19 protein-coding genes are annotated in these 22108 nt (G+C 63.0%); 8 read left to right on the forward strand and 11 right to left on the reverse strand.

Annotated elements, in window-relative coordinates; all coding sequences use genetic code 11:
• Positions 1-35 precede the first annotated feature (35 nt).
• Positions 36-944, forward strand: a complete 909-nt coding sequence (locus ICL81_RS04255) for an HtaA domain-containing protein (RefSeq protein WP_188033715.1) — start codon at positions 36-38, stop codon at positions 942-944.
• A 116-nt stretch (positions 945-1060) separates the two neighbouring features.
• Here ICL81_RS04255 and ICL81_RS04260 read toward each other — a convergent pair whose 3' ends face one another.
• Both ICL81_RS04260 and ICL81_RS04265 read right to left on the reverse strand, forming a co-directional pair.
• Entirely contained in the window at positions 1061-1876 is an 816-nt protein-coding gene (locus tag ICL81_RS04260; RefSeq protein ID WP_215394743.1) for a heme ABC transporter ATP-binding protein, read from the reverse strand.
• Positions 1876-2919, reverse strand: coding sequence for an iron ABC transporter permease (locus ICL81_RS04265; protein ID WP_188033717.1), 1044 nt, complete (start codon positions 2917-2919; stop codon positions 1876-1878). Before ICL81_RS04265 ends, ICL81_RS04260 begins: the two co-directional genes overlap by 1 nt.
• Before the next feature lie 159 nt (positions 2920-3078).
• Between ICL81_RS04265 and ICL81_RS04270 the strand changes: the two genes are divergently transcribed.
• The 3 genes from ICL81_RS04270 (at position 3079) to groL (ending at position 6775) form a co-directional block, all read left to right on the forward strand.
• Complete coding sequence (locus tag ICL81_RS04270) at positions 3079-4227, forward strand: hemin ABC transporter substrate-binding protein (protein WP_188033718.1); 1149 nt, start codon at positions 3079-3081, stop codon at positions 4225-4227.
• Between the two features lie 98 nt (positions 4228-4325).
• Positions 4326-4964, forward strand: a complete 639-nt coding sequence (locus ICL81_RS04275) for a LytR C-terminal domain-containing protein (protein ID WP_188033719.1) — start codon at positions 4326-4328, stop codon at positions 4962-4964.
• 191 nt (positions 4965-5155) lie between these two features.
• Positions 5156-6775, forward strand: coding sequence for a chaperonin GroEL (gene groL / locus ICL81_RS04280; protein WP_188023385.1), 1620 nt, complete (start codon positions 5156-5158; stop codon positions 6773-6775).
• 612 nt (positions 6776-7387) lie between these two features.
• Here groL and ICL81_RS04285 read toward each other — a convergent pair.
• The 5 genes from ICL81_RS04285 to ICL81_RS04305 all read right to left on the reverse strand — a co-directional run bounded on the left by ICL81_RS04285 (position 7388) and on the right by ICL81_RS04305 (position 13540).
• Complete coding sequence (locus ICL81_RS04285) at positions 7388-8890, reverse strand: HAMP domain-containing sensor histidine kinase (protein ID WP_188033720.1); 1503 nt, start codon at positions 8888-8890, stop codon at positions 7388-7390.
• Positions 8891-9592 (reverse strand): response regulator transcription factor, encoded by a 702-nt coding sequence (locus tag ICL81_RS04290; protein WP_188023382.1) that lies wholly within the window; start codon positions 9590-9592, stop codon positions 8891-8893.
• A 122-nt stretch (positions 9593-9714) separates the two neighbouring features.
• Positions 9715-10830 (reverse strand): extracellular solute-binding protein, encoded by a 1116-nt coding sequence (locus ICL81_RS04295; protein WP_188033721.1) that lies wholly within the window; start codon positions 10828-10830, stop codon positions 9715-9717.
• 80 nt (positions 10831-10910) lie between these two features.
• A complete protein-coding gene (gene speB, locus ICL81_RS04300; RefSeq protein WP_188033722.1) occupies positions 10911-11888 on the reverse strand; it encodes an agmatinase in 978 nt (325 codons plus the stop codon).
• On the reverse strand, positions 11885-13540 hold the full coding sequence (locus tag ICL81_RS04305) for a thiamine pyrophosphate-binding protein (RefSeq protein WP_188033723.1): 1656 nt from the start codon (positions 13538-13540) through the stop codon (positions 11885-11887). The genes speB and ICL81_RS04305 overlap by 4 nt, the downstream gene beginning before the upstream one ends.
• A 189-nt stretch (positions 13541-13729) precedes the next feature.
• On the opposite strand from ICL81_RS04305, the gene ICL81_RS04310 reads away from it, so the two are divergent.
• Complete coding sequence (locus tag ICL81_RS04310; protein ID WP_188033724.1) at positions 13730-14317, forward strand: helix-turn-helix domain-containing protein; 588 nt, start codon at positions 13730-13732, stop codon at positions 14315-14317.
• A 60-nt stretch (positions 14318-14377) separates the two neighbouring features.
• Here ICL81_RS04310 and ICL81_RS04315 read toward each other — a convergent pair whose 3' ends face one another.
• From ICL81_RS04315 to ICL81_RS04325, 3 genes are read right to left on the reverse strand one after another with little or no spacing between them, the layout of a single operon-like run.
• Complete coding sequence (locus ICL81_RS04315; protein ID WP_188033725.1) at positions 14378-16099, reverse strand: DNA repair helicase XPB; 1722 nt, start codon at positions 16097-16099, stop codon at positions 14378-14380.
• 54 nt (positions 16100-16153) lie between these two features.
• The gene (locus ICL81_RS04320) at positions 16154-17989 is read right to left on the reverse strand and encodes a helicase-associated domain-containing protein (RefSeq protein ID WP_188033726.1); all 1836 of its coding nucleotides are present in this window, start codon (positions 17987-17989) and stop codon (positions 16154-16156) included.
• A gap of 52 nt (positions 17990-18041) precedes the next feature.
• A complete protein-coding gene (locus ICL81_RS04325; protein WP_251381742.1) occupies positions 18042-18308 on the reverse strand; it encodes a hypothetical protein in 267 nt (88 codons plus the stop codon).
• A 195-nt stretch (positions 18309-18503) separates the two neighbouring features.
• Here ICL81_RS04325 and ICL81_RS04330 point away from each other — a divergent pair, with 195 nt between their 5' ends.
• Positions 18504-18881 carry a cold-shock protein gene (locus ICL81_RS04330; protein WP_188023374.1) on the forward strand — a complete coding sequence of 126 codons (378 nt, stop codon included), beginning with the start codon at positions 18504-18506 and terminating at the stop codon, positions 18879-18881.
• 19 nt (positions 18882-18900) lie between these two features.
• Complete coding sequence (locus ICL81_RS04335) at positions 18901-19494, forward strand: DUF3027 domain-containing protein (protein WP_188033728.1); 594 nt, start codon at positions 18901-18903, stop codon at positions 19492-19494.
• A gap of 667 nt (positions 19495-20161) precedes the next feature.
• On the opposite strand, the gene serC is transcribed toward ICL81_RS04335, so the two are convergent.
• On the reverse strand, positions 20162-21280 hold the full coding sequence (gene serC / locus ICL81_RS04340) for a phosphoserine transaminase (RefSeq protein ID WP_188023372.1): 1119 nt from the start codon (positions 21278-21280) through the stop codon (positions 20162-20164).
• A 105-nt stretch (positions 21281-21385) separates the two neighbouring features.
• Between serC and ICL81_RS04345 the strand changes: the two genes are divergently transcribed.
• The gene (locus ICL81_RS04345) at positions 21386-22087 is read left to right on the forward strand and encodes a metal-dependent transcriptional regulator (RefSeq protein WP_188033729.1); all 702 of its coding nucleotides are present in this window, start codon (positions 21386-21388) and stop codon (positions 22085-22087) included.
• Positions 22088-22108 lie beyond the last annotated feature (21 nt).

A 22108-nucleotide genomic window follows, 5' to 3' on the forward strand; every position in this document is an offset into this window, starting at 1 on the left:
ACGATTTGTGTGACCGTCTGGAAGGACTCATCCTGATGAACAACAAGCCCAACACCCTGCGCCGCGCGACCGCGACCGGCACCAAGCTCGCAGTCGCCGCGGCCATCGCTGCAGGCGCGCTCGCGACCCCCGCTATGGCGACCGCGACCCCGCTGTCGACTCACGAGGGCCATGAGGCAAGCGCCGCGACCACGTGCACCGTCGAATCGGCGAACCTGCACTGGGGTGTGAAGTCACGCTTCCGCGCGTACATCAGCGGCACCATCGCCAACGGCGAATGGACCGTCAGCGATGACATGAAGTACGAGACTCCCGACTTCATCTGGGACAAGTTCGTTGGTGCATTCCCCAGCGACTTCGCCGACGGTCTCATCAGCTTCACCGGTGCCGTCCACTTCACCGGTCACGAAGGCGCACTCCAGTTCGATCTCGCTGACCCCGTCATCGAGTTCGACGGCGAAGACGCAGCCTACCTCGCACTGAAAATCGGCGCGACCGACAGCGGCGACGCAAGCGCGGTACAGGCGACCTCGGTGCGCGTAGCCAAGATGGACCTCACGACCTCGCTGTCGACCGAGGGCACCGAGCTCAAGATCGACGGTGCGGTTCCCCGCCTCACTGCCGAGGGCGCAGCAGCCTTCAACGGTGAGTACGGATCGTACGTTGCAGGCGAAGAACTCGACCCCATCAACCTCACCGCAACCATCTCCGGCTGTGAGCTCGGCTCGCACGTGGCCGAAGCTGCGCCTGAAGAGCCCACGACGACCGGTGACAACGCCGAGGTTGCAGAGCCCGCAGCTGCCGAGCAGCAGATCCCCTGGATCCCCATCACCATCGGCGGCATTGCGCTCGTCGTCATCGGCGTGACCGGCGGCATGCTCCTCGGTGGCCGTAAGAAGCAGGCACCCGAGGCACCCGCCTCGTCGGAGACTCCTGCAGAGTAACCTCTGACCGCACAAAAAGGCGGCCGGACCCAGAGATGGGTCGGCCGCCTTTTTGCGTGTAAGGGGCGGATCGCGGCTGCTCGGAACAGAGCGGCGCTGATCCGCCCCCCTACAAATCAGCCGCGATGCGGAAGGACGATGCCCTTACCGGTCACCGGATGCGGAATGACCTCAACCGGGGTCTCGTACACATCAGTGAGGATCTCGGGCGTGAGGATTGCGTCAGGAGTGTCACAGGCCACGATCTTGCCCTTGCGAAGCAGTGCGATGCGGTCAGAGTAGGCGGCGGCGAGGTTCAAATCGTGCAGCACGACGATCACCGCGTCACCCGCCTCGGCGCGTGCGCGAGCCAGGCTCAGCACGGCCTCCTGATGCTTGAGATCGAGAGCCGCGGTCGGCTCATCGAGCATGAGCATGCCAGAACGGCCAGCAATCACGCGCGCAAACGCGGTACGTGCGCGCTCGCCACCTGACAGCGACGGCACCCGACGGCTTCCGAGGTGCGCAATATCTGCGGCCTGAATGCCCTCTGCAATGGCCTCGTTGTCTTCATCTTCACGGACGGTACGACGCCACGGCGCACGACCCATCTCAACCACCTGGTGAACGGTGAAGGGGAAGAGAAGCTGGTTGTCCTGGAGCAGGACTCCGCGGCGACGTGAGAGATCGAGCAACGACCACTCAGAGATCTTCTTGCCGTGGAACTTGACTGCGCCCGCGTCAGGGTCGAGGTCGCCAGACATGAGGCTCAACAGCGTTGACTTGCCAGCGCCGTTCGGCCCGAGGAGCGAGAGTACCTCGCCCGCGCGCAGCTCGATGTTGACGTCGTCGAGTAGGCGACGACCGCCACGAATCAGCGAGACGCTCTCGGTCGCGCAGATGACCTCACCAGCGGGAACGGGCACGGGGAGTGCGATGTGACGGCCGGCCATTATCCCCACCCTCCGTTTCGCTTGCGCGTTCGTCGCAGGAGCCAGAAGAAGAAGGGGCCGCCGACGATGGCGGTAAGCAGACCGATGGGAAGCTCAGCCATGGGCACGATGGTGCGGGCTGCGAGATCCGCCACTGTCATCAGCAGTGCGCCACCGAGCGCCGAAGCGGTCACGAGAGGTAGATGTGCCGGGCCTATGAGGCCGCGCATAAAGTGCGGCACAACGAGGCCAACGAACGAAATGATGCCGGCGAACGCCACCGATGCGCCAACGAGCAGCGACACAACGAAAATCATGAGGATACGGAGCAACTCAACGTTGACGCCGAGGTGACGAGCGTTGCGCTCGCCCAGCGCGAGGAGGTCGAGTTTGCGCGCGGAGAAATAGGCCGCGAGCATGCCGACGAGAATGATCGGCGTGATGACGAGCACCTGCGACCAGCGGCTGCCCTGGAAGCTGCCGAGCTGCCAGAACACGATCTGCTCACGCGACTGGGTATCACCGAGGAAGGTGAGGAGTGCGATGCCTGCGCCGCCAATAGCGTTGACAGCGATACCGGTGAGGACGAGGGTGACGACCTCCGTGCGGCCTTCCGCGCGGCTCATTGCGTAGACAGTGAATGTCGCGGCGAGACCCGCGAGGAACGCGAGGATTGCCGTTGTCCACTCACCGAAGATGGTGAGGCCAAAGACGATCGAGAGGCCAGCGCCAACAGCGGCGCCTGAGGAGATACCGATGACACCGGGCTCAGCGAGCGGGTTTCCAAAGATCGCCTGCATGATGAGGCCAGAAACCGAGAGACCGATACCCACGAGCATGGCCATCGCGATGCGTGGGAAGCGAATGCCCCACAGCGTCGCATCACCAGCGGGATGGGTTGGCATCGGGAGGACGTCAATGCCGATCTTGTGCAGGATCGACCCAAGCACCTCAGACGGTGGGATGGCCAGCTGACCCGTGCCCGCGGAGATGAGTACCGCAGCGATAAGCCCCACCGTCAGCAGGGTGAAAAGTGTGGTGGTACGCAGCGAATGACGCGACACAGCTGTGCTGTCGGACGGCTTTTTTGGCACGAACGTCGCTTTCTAAACTGAGCGGATTGGCTGCAAGGGAGCCGATGTCAACAGAAACTCCAGGGGAATTCTCACTTCATCATATCTTCTAAAGGTTAGGCTTGCTGAGTTGCCTTTCGGAAGGGGATCATGTCCACCACAACCGCTGTTCGTCGACGTTTTACCGGGTCACTCGCGATCGTCGCAGCGCTGACCCTTGGGCTCACTGGCTGCCAGGTTGGCACTGAGGCCGGGACGACCGACGCGACCGTGCGTGAGGAGATCGCTCTTCCGCCGATGAGCGAGTTGACTCCGTTGGCGGATCCCACAAGCTACGTCGGCCCCACGAACGTGGTGGTCTCGGGCCCCGTTGTTGAGCCGATCAGCAATACGCCGGAACCAGAACTTCCCGTAACCGTGGTCTCGAAGGACCGCGGCGGCGATAAGGAAGTCACCGTCACTGATGACTCGCGGATCATCGCGCTTTCGCAGACCGGTGAGATTGCTGAGATCGTCCACACCTTTGGCCTTGGCGACAACCTCGTTGGGCGTGATGTTTCGACGGACTTCCCCGGCTCGGAAGATCTTCCGCTCGTCACCAAGGGCGGCCACGAGATCGACGCAGAGACGATCATGAGCCTGAACCCGACCGTCATCCTCACCGACGGCTCGATCGGCCCGCTCGACGTGCTGTTGCAGCTGCGTGACCTGGGCATCCCCGTGGTAATGGTGGATCGCGCAGTCGATCCGGAGACCTCCTTCAATGCGTCGAAGCAGATCGCTGCGGCGCTTGGCATTCCCTCGGTCGCTGACGAAGTGAACGAGAAGCTTGCTGCAGAAATTGCGGCAAAAGAGGCTGAGGTCGAGCAGCTCGTACCCGCTGATGAATCGAAGCGTCCCCGCGTCGCGTTCCTGTACGTACGCGGTACCGCCGGCATTTACTACCTCTTCGGTGAAGGCTCTGGTGCAGACTCGCTCATCAACTCGGTTGATGCGCTCGACGTTGCACAGGAAGTCGGCCTGACGGGTGAGAAGCCCATGACTGATGAGGCACTTGTTGCGCTCGACCCCGACGTAATCCTTGTAATGACCAAGGGTCTCGAGAGCGCTAACGGTGTTGAAGGCCTGATCAAGGCGCAGCCGAGTATTGCGCAGACCACGGCAGGCAAGAACAACCGCATCGTCGACATCGACGACACCCAGATGTTCTCCTATACTCAGCGCGCCAACGTCATCGATGGCCTCGCGCGTGCGCTGTACGCCCCCGATTCACTCGCGGGATTCGGCGGGAATAAGTAGCATCGTGCGCGGCTGCTATCTCGCAGCCGCGCACTGTACGCTGAACATACGCGACGGGTGTTCCCGTTCACATGAACCGTGCGATGGGGGAACAACCAGTGCCAAGCAATACCGAGCAGAAGCAGGCGACGACGCGTGCACGCCAGGAGTACCCGGCTGACCGCTTCGACGCTGTCGAACGCTCCGGTCGCGTTGGTGCTCACCGCGTGAACCCGCGCCCCCGCTTCGTGTGGCAGACGCTCATTGCGTGTGTGCTCGGAATTGCGGTCCTCACTACCGCTGGCGTGCTCTGGCTTACCCTGGGTTCTGGCTCGACGAGCACTGCGCTCAAGGGCGCGAAGGAAGCGACCGGTTCGACGCAGCAGGTGGCAGGCAAACTCGACCCAGAGGCGACCGTTGCCATTCTTGAAGGCACTGCGAATGACGGTGCACTAGCTGCAGCCGTCGATGTCGCTATTCGGACCGAAAAACTCGGTACCGTTGTCGGCGCAATCACCGCAGACACGAACGACATCAAGATTTCCGCTGTCTTCTACACAGACCCCGCTGACGAAGCAGCAGCAATCGGTCTGGGTAAGGAGCTGGGCGGTATTGCTGCCTACCAGAACGAGGCATACGCAGAGTACGACGCGCGTCTCGTTGTGCTACTCGGCGCAGACTACAAGGGGCCCGGTTCGGATACCGTGCCGCCTATCGCTGGCGCTGCAGCAGACGCCTCAGCTGAGCCTGCGGCCTAGCCCGCGTCGGCATCGACTCTGGAGCCAGCTCCGCAATGCTGGTTGTTCGCTGCCCGCGAGCGAGATTTCTTGCACTCGGCAGGTTCGAGTGCCAGAATTGGAGTTAGCAGTCGAATCGACTGAGTGCTAGAAGTGAGCGCGGGTACCCCCTGCGCCACGGGTTATCCACGAACGTCCAGGAGGGCGAACACATGGCAAAGATGATTGCGTTTGATGAGGAAGCACGTCGCGGACTCGAGCGTGGCCTGAACACGCTCGCTGATGCTGTCAAGGTGACGCTTGGCCCACGCGGCCGCAACGTTGTTCTTGAGAAGAAGTGGGGCGCTCCCACCATCACCAACGATGGCGTTTCGATCGCTCGCGAGATCGAGCTCGACGAGCCCTTCGAGAAGATCGGTGCCGAGCTCGTCAAGGAGGTCGCTAAGAAGACCGATGACGTCGCAGGCGACGGCACCACCACCGCTACCGTTCTCGCACAGGCAATCGTTCGCGAGGGCCTCCGCAACGTAGCGGCTGGCAGCGATCCCATCGCTATCAAGCGCGGCATCGAGAAGGCTGTTGCAGCTGTTTCGGCTCAGCTCCTCGCTAACGCACAGGAGATCGAGACCACCGACCAGATCGCAGCAACCGCTTCGATCTCGGCAGCTGACGAGCAGATCGGCGCGCTGATCGCTGAGGCTATCGACAAGGTCGGCAAGGAAGGCGTCGTCACCGTTGAGGAGTCGAACACCTTCGGTACCGAGCTCGAGCTCACCGAGGGCATGCGCTTCGACAAGGGCTACCTCTCGGCGTACTTCGTCACCGACGCAGATCGCCAGGAAGTTGTCTTCGAGGAGCCTTACATCCTCGTCGTCAACAGCAAGGTCTCGAACATCAAGGACCTCCTCCCCGTTGTTGATCCCGTCATCCAGTCGGGCAAGCAGCTCCTCATCATCGCTGAGGACGTCGAAGGCGAAGCACTCGCTACCCTCGTGCTCAACAAGATCCGTGGCATCTTCAAGTCGGCAGCTGTAAAGGCTCCTGGCTTCGGCGATCGCCGCAAGGCAATGCTCCAGGACATCGCGATCCTCACCGGCGGCCAGGTCATCTCGGAAGAGGTTGGCCTCAAGCTCGAGAACACCACGCTCGATATGCTCGGCACCGCTCGCAAGGTGATCATCACCAAGGACGAGACCACCATCGTTCAGGGTGGCGGCGAAGAGGACGCAATCCAGGGTCGCGTACAGCAGATCCGTCGCGAGATCGAGAACACCGACAGCGACTACGACCGCGAGAAGCTCCAGGAGCGCCTCGCAAAGCTCGCAGGCGGCGTCGCAGTCATCAAGGCTGGCGCAGCTACCGAGGTTGAGCTCAAGGAGCGCAAGCACCGCATTGAGGACGCAGTCCGCAACGCAAAGGCAGCAGTCGAAGAGGGCGTTCTCCCCGGCGGCGGCGTCGCACTGATCCAGGCTGGTAAGGAAGCATTCGCTACCCTCGAGCTCAAGGGTGCAGAGGCTGTTGGCGCGAAGATCGTTCAGACCGCTATCGAGGCTCCCCTCCGCCAGATCGCTCTCAACGCAGGCCTCGAGCCCGGCGTTGTTGCTGATCGCGTAGCAAACCTCCCCAACGGTCACGGCCTCAACGCTGCAACCGGCGAGTACGGCAACCTCATCGAGCAGGGCATTCTTGACCCCGCAAAGGTGACCCGCTCGGCGCTGCAGAACGCAGCTTCGATCGCTGGTCTCTTCCTCACCACTGAGGCAGTTGTTGCAGACAAGCCCGAGCCCGCAGGTGCAGCAGTTGCTGATCCCACCGGTGGCATGGACTTCTAAGTCTTAGACACTTTTGGCGGGGGTCGCACCGATTGGTGCGGCCCCCGCTTTTCTGTAGGCGCCCGACTCTCGAATCCCCTCGCCCCCCAAACCCCGCAAAATTCGCACCCTCACCGCGCACAACCCTGCAACCCGCCCCGCCCCGTGAATGACAAGAACGGCCGGTCGCTCACCGCGCCCGCGACCCAATCAGGGCGCCCAAGAATGGGCGCAGCTAAAGGCCCTCGTCGGCAAGGGCGGCGTAAGTCGCCCGCGGCAGCGCAAAACTAGCGCCACCCTGTGAATGACACGAATCAATGCGCAGCCCACGTCACCGCTGTGTACACGTGTAGCCCGTGGCTACCGTAGATGCACCGAACCGAACCACGCCAGATCATTCAGTAGACGGGCGCCCAAGAAACGTGTAATTACAACAATTGCTCATTTCGTGGCGGCGCGCTGCTCGGTGGGATCCTCCTGCTCATCACCTGCATCGGTGTGAGTTTCATCTCACCCCCGCGAAACGGGCCCGTTCACGCGAAAAGGGTAGTTATTCGCGTGAATAACTACCCTTTTCGGCAACAACGCCCATTCTCGCAGGGTTGCGCCACCTAAACGGCAGAGTCGACGAACCTACCGCTTGATCGAGCCAATCGGCACGGTGTCCTGAGACACGGGAGAGAGTGGCAGTTCCACGTGGAACGTGGCGCCACCACCTGGCGTCTCGCGCGCATCGACCTTACCGCCGTGCGCTTCAACGATTGACTTGACGATCGCGAGGCCGAGGCCTGAGCCACCGGTCTCACGGTTGCGTGAGGTGTCCGCGCGCCAAAAGCGGTCGAAGATCTTCTCACGAATCTGCTCGGGGATGCCCTCACCATGGTCAATGATCTCGAAGCACGCCACGGGAGCGGCGCCTTCGGGAACCTCAGGCGTCGAAATAGCAATTTCGATGGGACTGCCGTTGGGGGTGTGACGCATAGCGTTGCCGATGAGGTTGGTCATGAGTTGTCGCACACGATGTTCGTCACCGAGCACGTAGGGGTCCGTGGGATCTTCCACGACAGTCACCGCGCGATCGGGAGCTTGGGCCCCCGCATCGAGTGCAGCGTCGTGCGCAAACTGGTTGAGCGGCAGCGCGGCGAGCTCGAGTGGTCGACGCTCGTCGAGGCGAGCAAGCGCGAGTAGGTCCTCGACGAGCGAGGTCATGCGGATGGCTTCCTTCTCGATACGGTCCATCGCCTGCGCGATTTGCTCGTCGGTCTGTAGTGCGCCCATGCGGTACAGCTCTGCGTACCCACGCACCGAAACGAGCGGGGTGCGCAGCTCGTGGCCTGCGTCGCCGACGAAGCGACGCATACGGAGAATCGTGTGTTCTTTGTCCTCGATGAAGCCATCGAGTCTGTCGAGCATGGTGTTCAGAGACTCGCCGAGGTGGCCCACCTCAGTGTGTGGGCTCGTCACCATGATGCGCTTAGAGTAGTCGCCGCGTGAGATCTCGAGTGCGGTCTGCTCGACCTCTGCGAGTGGCAGGAAGGTCGTCGTGACGAGCACTCGGGTGAGCGCGGCGCCGAGCAGAATGACCGCGATGCCGAAGCACGTGAAGATCATGACGTACTGGGCGACCATCTGGTTGATGGCGGTTGTCGAAGCCGCGATGAGGAGGGCGCCGCCCGGTTCCTGATCGAAGTAGATCGGGATGGTGACAGCTCGCCAGTGGGTGCCGTCTATTGCTTCGAGCTCGAAGAGGTCGGTGGCGTGGTCGACGACCCAGGAGATGTTGAGGTCAGACGGGACGAGTGGCAGGTGCTTGCCGTCAACGTCGCGGCTGTTGTCGTATCGCACGGTGCCATCGGTGTTGAGGAGCGCCGTGTAGTAGCGCCCGTCAGCGAAGATGACATCGTTTTGGGTGAGCTGCCGAATGTCGGCACCTGTTGCGAGAGCGGCCGTTGGGTCCAGCCGAAGCTGGTTCAGCGTTGCGGTTTGGCTGCTGAGCAGCATCGGGCGGAGCACCCCGAGGGTGCCCACGCCCGCCACGATGAGGCCGAGAAAGAGAATGAAGACCGTAACGCCGGTGATCTTCGTTCGCAGTGAAACATCGGCCCAGCGCTCGCTGAACGTACGAAGAGGGTGCAATTACTTCGCTTCCGCCTTGAGCATGTAACCGAAGCCACGCTTGGTCTGGATGAGGGACTCATCGGTAAGCGGATCGAGCTTGCGACGCAGGTACGAGACATACGACTCGACGATGCCAGCATCGCCGTTGAAGTCGTACTCCCAGACGTGGTCGAGGATCTGCGCCTTCGACAGCACGCGGTTGGCGTTCTGCATGAGGTAGCGGAGCAGCTTGAACTCGGTGGGGGAGAGCTCAACGGGGGTGCCGCCGACGGAGACCTCGTGGGTGTCCTGGTCCATCGAAATGGGGCCGACCTCGAGCATCGACTCTTCGTCGTCCTGGATGGTGCGGCGCAGCACCGCGTTGATGCGAGCGATGATCTCGTCAAGGCTGAAGGGCTTGGTGACGTAGTCGTCGCCACCGACGTTCAGGCCTTCGACCTTGTCTTCGGTGTCGTCCTTCGCGGTGAGGAAGATGATGGGGGCGGTGTAGCCCGCCGACCGAAGGCGCTTGGTGACGCTGAAACCGTTCATGTCGGGGAGCATCACGTCGAGCACGATGAGATCGGGCTCTTCTTCAAGAACTGCAGAAATGGTTTGGGCGCCGTTGCCGACCGCTCGGACACCGAATCCAGCGAAGCGGAGGCTCGTGCTGAGCAACTCGCGGATGCTGGGCTCGTCATCGACGATCAGGATACGGGGGCCCTTGTGCTGAGTAGTCATGTTTTTAGTCTCTGACAATTTGCTATGAGGTTGCTGGAAGTCTGTGACTCCCTACAGAGGTTGCCGGATGCCTGTGACACTTTGCACAAGACATTCGGCAACCTCTGAAACAGGTGGTTCGCCTAGTTGCCGGTCACCCAGCCAGCCCAAGCGGTCGACATCGCGTCGTAGTTTTCGACCCAGAAATCGATGTTTGACACCTTGCCGGTTTCGAAGCGGGTACTTGCGAGCCAATCCGAGAGGAGCGGATCAACTTCGGGCTTCGCATCGACGTTGACGGGCGACATAGAGTTGAGTTCGGTCATTGCGGCCTGCTGATCCGCGCCGAGGTAATAGTTGATTGCGGCGTGTGAGGCCGCAACATCTTTTGCTCCCTTGGGAATGGCGGTCGAGTCGATCGCGACGAGCCATTCGTCCCAGACCGGAGCGATGGGGGCGCCGGCTTCGGCAGCACCGTAGCCGCGGCCTGACCAGACAAAGCCCATCACGGCCTCGCCCGACTCGAGCTGCTGCTGCGCCTGCGCTCCCGTGGTCCAGCCGATCATGTCGTCGCCGAGATCGCGGTACATGTTGAGTGCCTGCTCAATGTGTTCAGGTTTGAGATTCTCGAGATCGACGCCGGCGGCCAGAAGCGGGAACTCGAGGTTTTGTGGATCGACATAGGTTGTCTGTGGGACTGCACGCTTGCCAGGGAACTTCTTGGTGTCGAAGAAGTCGGCAGCGCTCTTTGGCGGGTTATCGCCGAAGACCTCGGTGTTGTACGCGATCACGAAACCGTACATAACGTTGGGGATCATGCACTCGTCAGTGAGCGTGCCCTCTGGCAGCTTCGACGTGTCGATGAGTGAGCGGTCGATCTTCTCGTACATGGTGCCGCAGCCTCTGGCTGAGTCGACCTGGGTCGTGTCGACGATGTCCCACGACACGTTGCCGCTGTCGACCATTGCCTTGAGCTTTCCGGAGTCGAACGCATCCATCTGCATGGTGGCGCCGGAGGTCTGGGCGAGTGGCTGCCAGATGGCCTCGTCCTGCCCCTCTTGGAAAATGCCGCCGGGGCCAGCGTAGGTGAGGGTGGTGCCCTCGAGGATGCCTTCCTTGATCTGTCCCGCGACGGGAGTGCCGAAGTCGCGGTCTGCTGTGGGGGCTGCGTCATTGCCGCCGCCTGAGCACGCCGTCAGCAGCAGGGCTGCGGCACCAAGAGTTGCGAGGAGACTTGTGGTTCTGATGGGGTTCGTCATTGAACTTCCATTTCTCTGTTGCGAGCGAACTCGCTGGAAAGTGGCGGTGCCGAAGCACCGCCACCGGGTAAAGAGCGGGGCTAGAGACCCCAGATTGAAAGGAACTCGTAGGCTACGTGCGCCGCTGCGAGCGACGTCACGTTGGCATGGTCATACGAGGGTGCGACCTCAACGACGTCTGCGCCGACCACCTTGAGGGGAGCGAGACTGCGGATAAGGAACAGGAGCTCGCGGCTCGAGAGTCCGCCTGGCTCGGGCGTACCCGTGCCGGGAGCGAATGCGGGATCGAGCACGTCGATATCAACTGAGACATAGACGGGACGATCACCGAGGCGGGCGCGCATCTGATCGGCGATGCCGTGCAGCCCGGTGGTGAGGAACTCGCTTGCGTGCACGGTCTGGAAGCCGAGCGCCCGATCATCGGAGAGGTCGTGGTGATCGTAGAGTGATCCGCGGATTCCAATGTGCATGCAGCCCTCAGGATCCAGCAACCCTTCCTCGGCCGCCCGTCGGAACGGGGTGCCGTGGTGCGTCGATGCGCCGAAGTACGTGCCAAACGTGTCGATGTGCGCATCGAAATGCAGCACCGAGATCGGGCCGTGCTTGTCGAAGAGCGTCTTGATCGACGGGTACGCGACCGTGTGGTCACCACCGAGAATGACCAATTTCCCCGCGCGCTCGCGCGCAGCAGTGAGGCCGGTCACCATCGCATCAATCGCGGTCTCGATGCCAAACGGCGTGACCGCAAGGTTTCCAACATCGGCGACCTGGTGCTTTGCGAACGGGAACGAGTCAAGTTCAACGTGATGGGGGCGGATCAGATGGCTTGCGCTGCGAATACCCTCGGGGCCGAAACGTGCGCCGGGACGGTAGGTGACGCCCGAGTCGAAGGGGATGCCGATGACACCGGCTGCTGACTCACCGACGTCGGCAAGGCGGGGGAGTCCCGCGAACGTGCCGGGGCCCGCGAAGCGCGGTACCTGCGAGAAATCTACCTGGCCAGTGATCTCGCGACCGTCTGGGCCGGGGGTGCGTACGTAGGGGATGTCGAGACTCATGCGTCTCCTCCTGGGTTCAGTGAATCGGCTTCAACGCGGTGGTCGGCAGGTGCCTGCACCACGATGACGGAAAGGCCCGGGCTAACGGTCGAGACCTTGATGGCGGCCTCGAGCTCCTCCGGGGTGGTCGGCTGAACGACGTGCGCGCCGAAGCCGCGCGCGATCATGCCGAGATCCTGTGCGGTCGTGCGAACGCCGGCCGGCATGATGTTGGTGCGGGCGAACGAGACCTCGATCTCGCGGTAGCCGCCGTTATCCCAGATGATGTGGGTGACGTTCGCACCGAGGTCGCGTGCGGTTGCGAGTTCGGTGAGGGTGAACAGCGAGCTACCGTCGCCGGCGAGCGAGATGATCGGGGTATCGGGCCTGCCGATCGCGGCACCAATCGCCATCGGGAGCGCGGGGCCGAGCGTGCCGTACCCGTAGGGTGCGAGCCAGCGACCAGGCTCGTCGAGCGTGAGGAAGTGGTGCGACTGGTAGGCGACCTGCGCCGAGTCCGCCGTGAGAATCGCGTTTGCGGGGAGCGCGCGCTCGATGGCTGCGATCCATGGGGTGTGCGGATCCGCGGCACGTGCCTCAGCAAGTCCCTGGCGCGCGACCGCTGCCCGTGCCATGCCCGCCGTCGACGCCTCGGGGGCGAGCATGGGCAGCTGCGCGAGCGCGTGCGCGAGGAAGTCACCGACGCGCATCTGCAGCGTTGGCCGGGTCTGGTCAGGGTGGGTGACCGTGGGGTCGATGTCGACGCGCACGATGTCAGCCATCTTAGGCTCGGGGGAACCGGTGAACAGCACCTCGAAGTCCGACAGCTCGGTGCCGAGACCAATGATGAGGTCGGCGTCCTCCACAAGTTCCTGCGTGCGAGGGAAAGGCATGCTGATGCCAGCGTTCAGCGGATGATCGGTCGTGAGCAGCCCCTTCGCATTGCCGGTCAGGATGAGCGGGGCCGCAATCTGCTCCACGAACTCCTGCACCGCAGGGCCGTCATGCCGAGCACCGCCGCCGGCGATGATGACGGGGCGCTTGGCTGCAGCGATCCGCGCCACTGCCTCGTCGATGGCCGCCGCAGTCGCGCCAGGAACCGGGGGAGCCGCCGCCGTTGCTCCTGCGGCGACCGACGCGCTCGCCGCAGGGCGGTGGATCTCGCCGACCTCTTCTTCAAGCATGTCACGTGGGATGCCGATGTAGACGGGGCGCGGGCGCTCGGTCTCCCAGCGGGTGAACGCCTCGTCAATGAGCTCGATCGCGCGCTCTGGGGTGGTGACGGTCTCACTGATGAGGGTGAATGGGCGGAGCACGTCTGCCAGGTCAGGGGTGTCGTGCAGAGTGCCACGGTGGGCACCGAGCTCGGGGCGGGTGACGGTCGATCCGATGATGAGCATAGGGATCGAATCGTGCCAGGCCTGTCCGATCGGTGTGAGCGCGTTGAGTACGCCTGGGCCGGTGATGAGGTAGCACACGCCTGGCTTGCCGGTCGTGCGGGTGTAGGCGTCGGCCATGAACCCTGCGCCCTGCTCGTGGCGAGGGATCGTGACGTTGAGTCCGCTCTTGTCGATATCGCGGAACAGTTCGAGCGTGTGCACGCCAGGGATGCCGAAGATGTGTTCCACACCGTATTCGGTGAGTAGTGAACTGATGGCCTGACCGAGTCGCATGTGACCCCTCCTGCGCAGACATCGTTGTCTGCAATCGATGTGTGACACAACCCCAACTGTTTTGTGTCACGTTACTCTTTGCAGTGATACTAAACACGCAGAGCGGGTTCGGTCAATCATCGATTTGTAACGAAGCCGTATGCTTCAGGTAGACACATCGGGGTAGATCACACGACGAGGAGCGATCGCATGACGGAGCTGACCACCGCGCGACCACCGTTGAATACCGGCACGGACCAGCTCACACAGATCGGATTCCGGCTTCGCGTCGCCCGTGAAGAGCGCGGCATGACAATCAGCAGCGTCGCCGACTTCACCGGGCTCACCAAGGGCTTCATCTCGCAGGTGGAGCGCGGCCTTACCTCTCCTTCCATCACGTCGCTTGCTGCGATCTGTGATGCACTGACGATGCCGATGGGGCGCCTGTTCGATCCGCCCACCGTGCACGTCAGCCGCAATGCAGAACGCGCGCCGTCGCACCTCATGGGGAACGGGCTTGAAGACATCATCCTCACGCCACCCGGGCAGAGCGGACTCCAGGTCATCGAAACCACCATCGAGCCCGGCGGCGGATCCGTGACCGAACCCTACCGACTCCCGGTAGACCGCGAGTTCGTGGTTGTGCTTGAGGGCGTGCTAGAACTGACGATCGAGAGTGACACCTACCTCATCGGGGAGGGCGACGCCGTCACCTTCGATGCGCGCCACGCACACACCTGGAGTAACCCCTCTGAGACCGACCGTACCCGCGTGATGTGGGTGTTGACCTCGGCGTAGCCGGGCACCAAAAGGGCGCGGATCGTGGCGTTGCTGCCGTGATCCGCGCCCTGACATGATCTAGATCTGGTCGGCGTCGAGAATCGTGTACGCGTACCCCTGCTCGGCGAGGAACCGCTGGCGGTTCTGCGCGAAATCTTGGTCGACGGTGTCGCGCGCGATGAGTGTGTAGAACGACGCCTTCACGTCTTTGCCCTTCGGGCGCAGCAGACGGCCGAGGCGCTGCGCCTCTTCCTGGCGCGAGCCGTACGAACCCGAGATCTGCACGGCGACCGAAGCATCGGGGAGATCGACCGAGAAATTGGCTACCTTCGAGACCACGAGGGTCTTGATCTCGCCCGTGCGGAACGCGTTGAACAGGTCCTCACGCTCGTTCACCGGGGTCTGACCCGTGATGAGTGCTGCACCGAGCGAGGCGGCCATCGACTCGAGCTGGTCAATGTACTGGCCGATGACGAGCACACTCTCGCCGGGATGCTTTGCGATGATGCGGCGCGCGATCTCTTCCTTCTCGGGGGTCGAAGAAGCGATGCGGTAGCGGTCCTGATCTTCGGCAGCTGCGTACTGGTAGCGCTCGCCCTCTGGGAGGTCGATGCGCACCTCGAAGCACTCTGCGGGGGCGATGAAGCCCTGCGCCTCGATGTCCTTCCAGGCTGCCTCGTACCGCTTCGGGCCGATGAGGCTGAATACGTCGCCCTCGCGGCCGTCCTCGCGCACGAGCGTCGCGGTGAGGCCGAGGCGGCGGCGCGCCTGCAGGTCGGCGGTGAGCTTGAACACTGGCGCGGGGAGCAGGTGCACCTCGTCGTAGACGATGACACCCCAGTCCTCAGCATCGAGGAGCGACAGGTGAGCGTACTCACCCTTCCGCTTGCTCGTGAGGATCTGGTAGGTCGCGATCGTAACGGGCTTCACTTCCTTGACCTGGCCCGAGTACTCGCCGATGTCTTCGGCCGTGAGGTTCGTGCGGCGCAGCAGCTCGTCGCGCCACTGGCGAGCCGAGACAGCGTTGGTCACGAGAATCAGGGTCTTCGCGCCGACCGCAGCCATCGAGGCAGCGCCAACGATCGTCTTGCCCGCACCACAGGGAAGCACGACAACGCCGGAGCCGCCCTTCTCGAAGGCGTCAACCGCGCGCTGCTGGTAGTCACGCAGCTGCCAGCCACCCTCGCCATCGCTCTGCGCGAGCTCGATGTCGTAGGGTTCGCCGGGGGTGTAGCCTGCGAGATCCTCTGCCGGCCAGCCGCGAGCGACCAGCTGCTGCTTGAGTTCGCCGCGCGCCCACGGCGCAATTACGTAGGTGTGCTCGTCGAGCTTCGTCTCGATGAGGGGTGCGATCTTCTTCGCGCTCACAACCTCGCGGAGGATGGTGGGCTCTTCCGAACGCAGGATGAGCGCGCCAGCGGTCGCCGCAAGCGCCTCCGTCGCCGAGGTGGGCAGCGGGGCAGCCTGCGCAGCGGCGATCTCTTCTTCGGTAAGTGGCTTACGCTCAATTGTGAGACGGCCGTAGCGGCGCATAGTGTCGCCGATCTCGCTCGCGACGCCCGACGGAACCGGGAACTTTGCGAACGTGTTCAGCGTCTCAAGGATCTCTTCGGCCGTGTGGCCAGCCGCGCGTGCATTCCACAGACCGAGCCGCGTGACACGGTAGGTGTGAATGTGCTCGGGAGCACGTTCAAGCTCAGCGAACACGGCCAGCGCGTGACGCGCCTCTTCAGCGTCGGGGTGTGCCACCTCGAGCAGAACGGTGTGGTCGCTTTGAACGATAAGAGGACCGAGAGTCATAACGACCTATTCTACCGGCGACTCCCGAACTTCGGCAGGGCGCGGCGTGGTTCGCTACTTGCCAGGGAGTTCAGCGGGTTCGGCAACCGTAATTGCGGCGACCGGGAACGTACGTTCCACACCAGCCTGCACGTCAAGCGCGCGCACGCGACCGGCCCCAATCGAGATCGGAGTCACCACGAAGTCGCGGCGATCACCGCGAATCTCCACTGTCACGCGCATCGTCAACTTGTCTTTGTGGGCGAGCGCAAGGCGGCCGGGAATGTCACCCAGACCGTCACTCTGCGAGTTCACGCTCGAGACACGGTCGACGAGCGCGGTGATGCTGTCGGTGGGTGCGGGCTCCATGTCGCTCGTCACCGGTGTCGCTGTTGCTGACGCTGCGGTCTCGGCCGTAGCTGCCTCGGTCGCCGAAGCGGCCTGCTGAGCGAGTGCGGGGTCAGTCATAAAGCTCGGTGCCATCGCGGGATACCGGGCCTCGATCAGCGCACTCAGCACGTGATCGGCGCGCAACTGGGAATACAGGGTGCGATTGTCAGGCTCGGTGGCCTCGCCGGGCACGGGCTCCGCGTAGTGCAGCTGTAGGTGGGCGAGCGTGCGGTCGACGAGCAGCGTCGCCGTGAGCGCAGGGTCGCGCACCTCCAGCCGCGCGCGACCGTTGAAGCCATCGTGTTCGTGCACGATGAGGCTGCCGGTGCGCGATGCCGCGGCCGAAATCAGGTAGTCAAGCGGCTGTGGGACGCCCGTGAGTGACAACCGCTCAAACGTGGCGCGGATCGTTGCCTCACTCACACCTCGGTCGAACGCGCTCATCATCGCTGCCTCGGTCACGCGAAGCGTCGAAGCGACGCCGATGTGCTCGGGGATCGTGCACTCCGCAAGCGCTGCCTCGTCAGCTGCCGCGAGCGGACCGGGCACGATCACGCTCAGGTCAGGCTGCACGTAGACGCCGGGAACCGGCGCGGGAAGTTCTTCGGCGGCCTCACGTGCTGCCGCAAGATCTCCCGCGAGCATGGCCTCGCCAGCCGCGGAAAGCTGGCCGTCAACAGTGACGCCAAGTGCGTCCCAGGTAGCAGCAGTGCAGGCAGCCTCGTCGCGGGTCGCCTGTGACACGAAGGGAAACAGCCGCGGCAGATCGGTGAGTGCGGCCGTCACATTCGTGCGATCTGCGAGCGCGTAGGTCAGAACCTCTGGGGCGGGGAGCGTCGCGGCAGCGAGGGTGAGCCAGCGCTCAGCCTGCGGATCCGCCAACCAACGTAGCCCAGCCGCCGCCGGTACGAGCGAATCAGCATCAGACGCGACGAGCAGGCTGGCCGCACGCGCGAGAGCGAGCACGGCGAACGCCTCATCTTCTGTGGTGCCGTGTTGCTCGGCGAGCCCACGAACCGCGGTGGTCTGCGGCTTTCCTGTGCGATTCAGACGCAGCGGTGCCTGAGACAGGGCGCGGATCACCGCAGCAACCTGCCCCATCATCGTCAGCGCCGGCACGTACCAGTGTTCGAGCTCAGACGGCGCCGCAGACGGAGAAGGCTCTGGCGCCTGCTGGCTTGCATCCCAGCCGTGCTCTGCACCGAGTGTTGCTAGGACAGCGTCAACCTCGGGGAGCTGAGCCGTCGGCTGTTCGGGGGAACGGCCGAGGAGGCCAAGCCGTTTCAGCGCCTTGATCTCAGCCGGACGCGCCTTCGCGGGATGCGCAAGCGCTCGCAGCTGGGCATGGTTGAGCGTGCGCAAGACGGTCTGCACCGACTCTGGCCGCAGGAGTGCCTGCGCAAGATCGATGCTGTCGTTGATCTGATCGGGATACCCGACGCGACGGGCGCGCACGAGGCACGTCAGGCCGTCACGATCGAGATCCGCGATCGTGGTAGCAAGCGCCAGGGTTCCGCTCATAGTGCCGAGTTCCTTGTGCCGGTTCCGAGTTCAGAGGCTGTGTCGCGCAGGACTACGCCTTGCGCGACTTCTTCGCTGCGCGGCTCCGGCGAACCTGCGCGGTAGTTACTAGTGCAATGAGCATGGCAAAGCCGGCGGGCAGACCGTAGATAGTCATGCCATACACGTACGGCCAGAAGCCTGCAGCAAGGTCAGCGGTGCCGTTCAAGCCGGCAGCAAGCGTCACAAAGAACGAGATAAGCGCGATAGCGATGATCGCAATAGTCGCGTACGCGAGGACGCGCTCGATCACCGAAGCGGAAGAATTGTCGGTATCCATCCGCACCATTCTACCGGCGATGGGTGAAACTGCCCAGGGCGATGCTGGGAATTGCGCGGTAAGCTTGACGAGATATGCCGGTTGACCGGCAGGTGGACGATTGTTCTGCCCCTTATCCGCGAGACGTTGGTCGTGTGCAGTGATATGACCGATCCGCGCTCCCGCGAATCAGAGACGAAACAGGAGTGTCAAGGCATGCCGAACGGCAAAGTCAGGTTTTACGACGAAGAAAAGGGCTTCGGCTTCATCCAAGGCGAAGATGGCGCGCAGGTCTACTTGCACGCCTCGGTGCTGCCAGATGGCGCAGACGTTCGCGCCGGAACTCGGCTCGAGTACAGCGTCGGCGAAGGTCGCCGCGGCCCCCAGGCGCTGTCGGTACGCGTCATTGACACCCCGCGTCTTGCGCGCCGCTCACGGAAGTCGGCAGACGAGATGGCGATCATCATCGAGGATCTCGTGAAGCTGCTCGACAGCGTTGGCACGGACCTCAAGGCTGGTCAATACCCTGACCGTCCGATGTCGCGCAAGGTCGCGACGATGCTGCGTCATATCGCAGATGATTTTGATGTCTAAATTGAGCGAGGAAGAGCGCATGACCGAAGAAGAAACCCACGTGGCGGAGGCCGGCGCGCTCCTCACCGCGCTGCTTGCTGAGCGCGAGCTCGCTCGCACCGCGCTTGCAGAGATCACCGATGCAGCAACGATCGGCGGCGAGTCTGGCTACGAGGAGCACGAAGCTGGCGTCGTGACGCTCTACTTCGAGAGCTTGCTCGCTGGTTACCCGGGCTGGCGCTGGGCTGCGACGCTCGCGAAGGTCGGCGCAGACGAGCCCGTGACCGTGCTCGAGGTGGAACTCCTGCCCGGCGACGACGCAGTGCTCGCACCCGAGTGGGTGCCCTGGTCGACCCGGCTCGCGCAGTACCGCGAAGCTCAGGTTCGTCAGGCAGAGGAAGGCGCGGCAGAGGCTGCCGCCGCCGAGCTTGCTGACATTGATGATGTCGATGCAGAAGACGATATTCACGACAATGATCACTCTGAGGCTGACTCAGATATGCACGGCGCTGACGTCGATGACGATCTTGATGATTTCGATGACGACGATGACGACGATGACGACATCGAGTCCGATTCAGAGTCGGAAGACGAGGACGACGTCGACCTCGATGACGACGACCTTGAACACTAACTAGGGTCGCTGCAGCGCGGCCTGCGCTGCTGTGCGTCGCCTTGGCGCTCAGTCTCGAGCGCCGAAACCTCAACCCCACGAAAACACCCTTTTCTCTCGAGGTGACCCCTTTCTGGCAGCAGAAAGGGGTCATCTCGGCAGAACGGCCCCTTCTCGTTGGGTTGAGTGCTTTCTAGGCCCGGTTTCGGGCCCCAAAACGGGTGCCCCTGACTTGCTGTGGCTGCTCCAGACGAGCTTTGGCCTGACTCTAGGGAAGTCCTGTGCCCGGCCCAGGCTGCAACCCGCCGGAGCCCAAGTGATCTCGGGACCTACCCATCAATGCGAGTGCGAGCCCCAGTAGAACCCGTGGCACGACCGCTGTGCCTCCCCTGAACGGCCACTGTTGGTCCACCCCGCACCAGTGCTGCCGGGACAAAGAATGGGCCGGCCAAAAGCCGGACTGCCGTATTTGAATCCACCAAACCCCGGCGGAGTGGAGCGAATGCAGGGGAGGTGCGCCAGCGCGATGCCGACCTAAGGGAATCGCTAGCGCTCCCAGACCCAACAAACAGGCCACGAATACAGCAAGGCCCCGGAGTGAAAACTCCGGGGCCTTGCTGTGATCCGCCAATGCACACTGGCGATTCGGTCTGAACGACCGATGCGACGCTATGTCGTCGCTAGCGACCTACGCGAGGCGCTCGAGCACGTAATCAACGCACTCGGTGAGCTTCTGTACGTCTGCGGGCTCGATCGCGGTGAAGGTCGCGATACGCAGCTGGTTGCGGCCGAGCTTACGGTAGGGCTCGGTGTCGACGATGCCGTTGGCACGGAGCGCCTTCGAGATAGCCGATGCGTCGATCGAGTCGTCGAAGTCGATGGTGACAACAACCTGCGAGCGGTGTGCCTCTTCGGTGACGAAGGGGGTAGCAACCGACGAAGCCTCAGCCCATTTGTAGAGGATCTGCGAGGACTCAGCGGTGCGAGCCGAAGCCCACTTGAGGCCGCCGTTGCTGTTCATCCAGCGGATCTGCTCGTCCATCATTGCGAGGGGAGCGAGCGCCGGGGTATTCAGCGTCTGGTTCTTGCGCGAGTTGTCGAGCGCGCCACCGAGGTTCAGGGTCTCGGGGATGTAGCGGTCGCCTGCGGTGAGGCGCTCGATGCGCTCGATAGCTGCTGGCGAAACCATTGCGAACCAGATACCGCCGTCAGAAGCGAAGTTCTTCTGGGGCGAGAAGTAGTACACGTCAGCCTGGCTTGCATCGAAGTCGATGCCACCTGCTGCACTGGTTGCGTCAACGAGAGTCAGTGCGCCGGCGTCGCCCTGCGCACGAACGACGTCGGCCATGACGCCGGTCGAGGTCTCGTTGTGGGGGTACGCGTAGACGTCAACGCCCTCGGTCGCGAGGAGCGACGAGCGCGAGCCAGCCTCAGCTGCGCGAACATCGGGTGCCTCGAGGAAGGGAGCTGCTGCAGCAGCCTTCGAGAACTTCGAGCCGAACTCACCAAAGGTGAGGAACTGACCACGACGCTCGATAAGCGAGTGAACAGCCGAATCCCAGAACGTGGTCGCGCCGCCGTTAGCGAGGAGGATCTCGTAGCCTTCAGGGGCCTGGAAAAGCTCAGACAGCCCCTCGCGGACGCTGCCAACAAGGTTCTTCACGGGAGCCTGGCGGTGCGAGGTGCCGAGGGTGCCGGGCTGGAGCGAACTCAGGAAAGAGATCTGCTCGTCGCGCACCTTCGAAGGGCCACAGCCAAAACGGCCGTCGGCGGGGAGCAGGTTTTCAGGGATGGAGATGTCTGCCATGCGACAATTCTACGCTCATTCCTGCGCACACCACGTCCCTTGCCATAAACTGGGTGATGGTCGCTCCGCACAAAAATGCGGCAGCTGGGCGAAATTGGAGTGCGCATGGCAGATCTCATTGATACGACGGAAATGTATTTGCGCACCATCCTCGAATTGGAGGAGGAGGGCGTGACGCCTCTCCGCGCCCGAATTTCAGAGCGCCTGAACCACTCAGGCCCGACCGTCTCGCAGACCGTTGGCCGCATGGAGCGCCTTGGTCTGGTCAACGTGACCGAAGACCGCCGGCTTGAACTGACCCCAGAGGGGCGCACCAAGGCTGTGCAGGTCATGCGCAAGCACCGTCTCGCAGAGCGCTTGCTCGCCGACGTGATTGGTCTTGAGTGGGAGTACGTCCACGACGAGGCATGCCGTTGGGAACACGTCATGAGTGAGCGGGTTGAGCGCAGGCTCCTCGAACTCCTCGACCATCCGACAGTGTCCCCGTATGGCAACCCGATTCCGGGACTTGAAGAGCTTGGAGCACGCGGGGTGATCCGCGCCCAGAAGCACGTGGTGAGCGTGCTCGAACTACTTCCTGTGAATGGTTCTGAGGTCACAGCAGAGGTGCTGCGACTTGCTGAGCCGGCACAGGTTGACCCTGAAACGCTCGTGAGTTTGCGGCAGGCCGGGGTCACCCCCGGGAACCGCGCAACCTTCTCGCGTGACAGGGGATTCGTTCGCGTTTCAGGCGACGCGACGGAAGTGGCGATTGAGATTCCGGTCGAGATTGCCGCGCACATTTTCATTGCCGAAGGGGTTCGTTAAGTCAGAGCGGCGAGAATCCTT

The organism is Leucobacter sp. cx-328 (assembly GCF_014530035.1).
Lineage (GTDB): Bacteria > Actinomycetota > Actinomycetes > Actinomycetales > Microbacteriaceae > Leucobacter.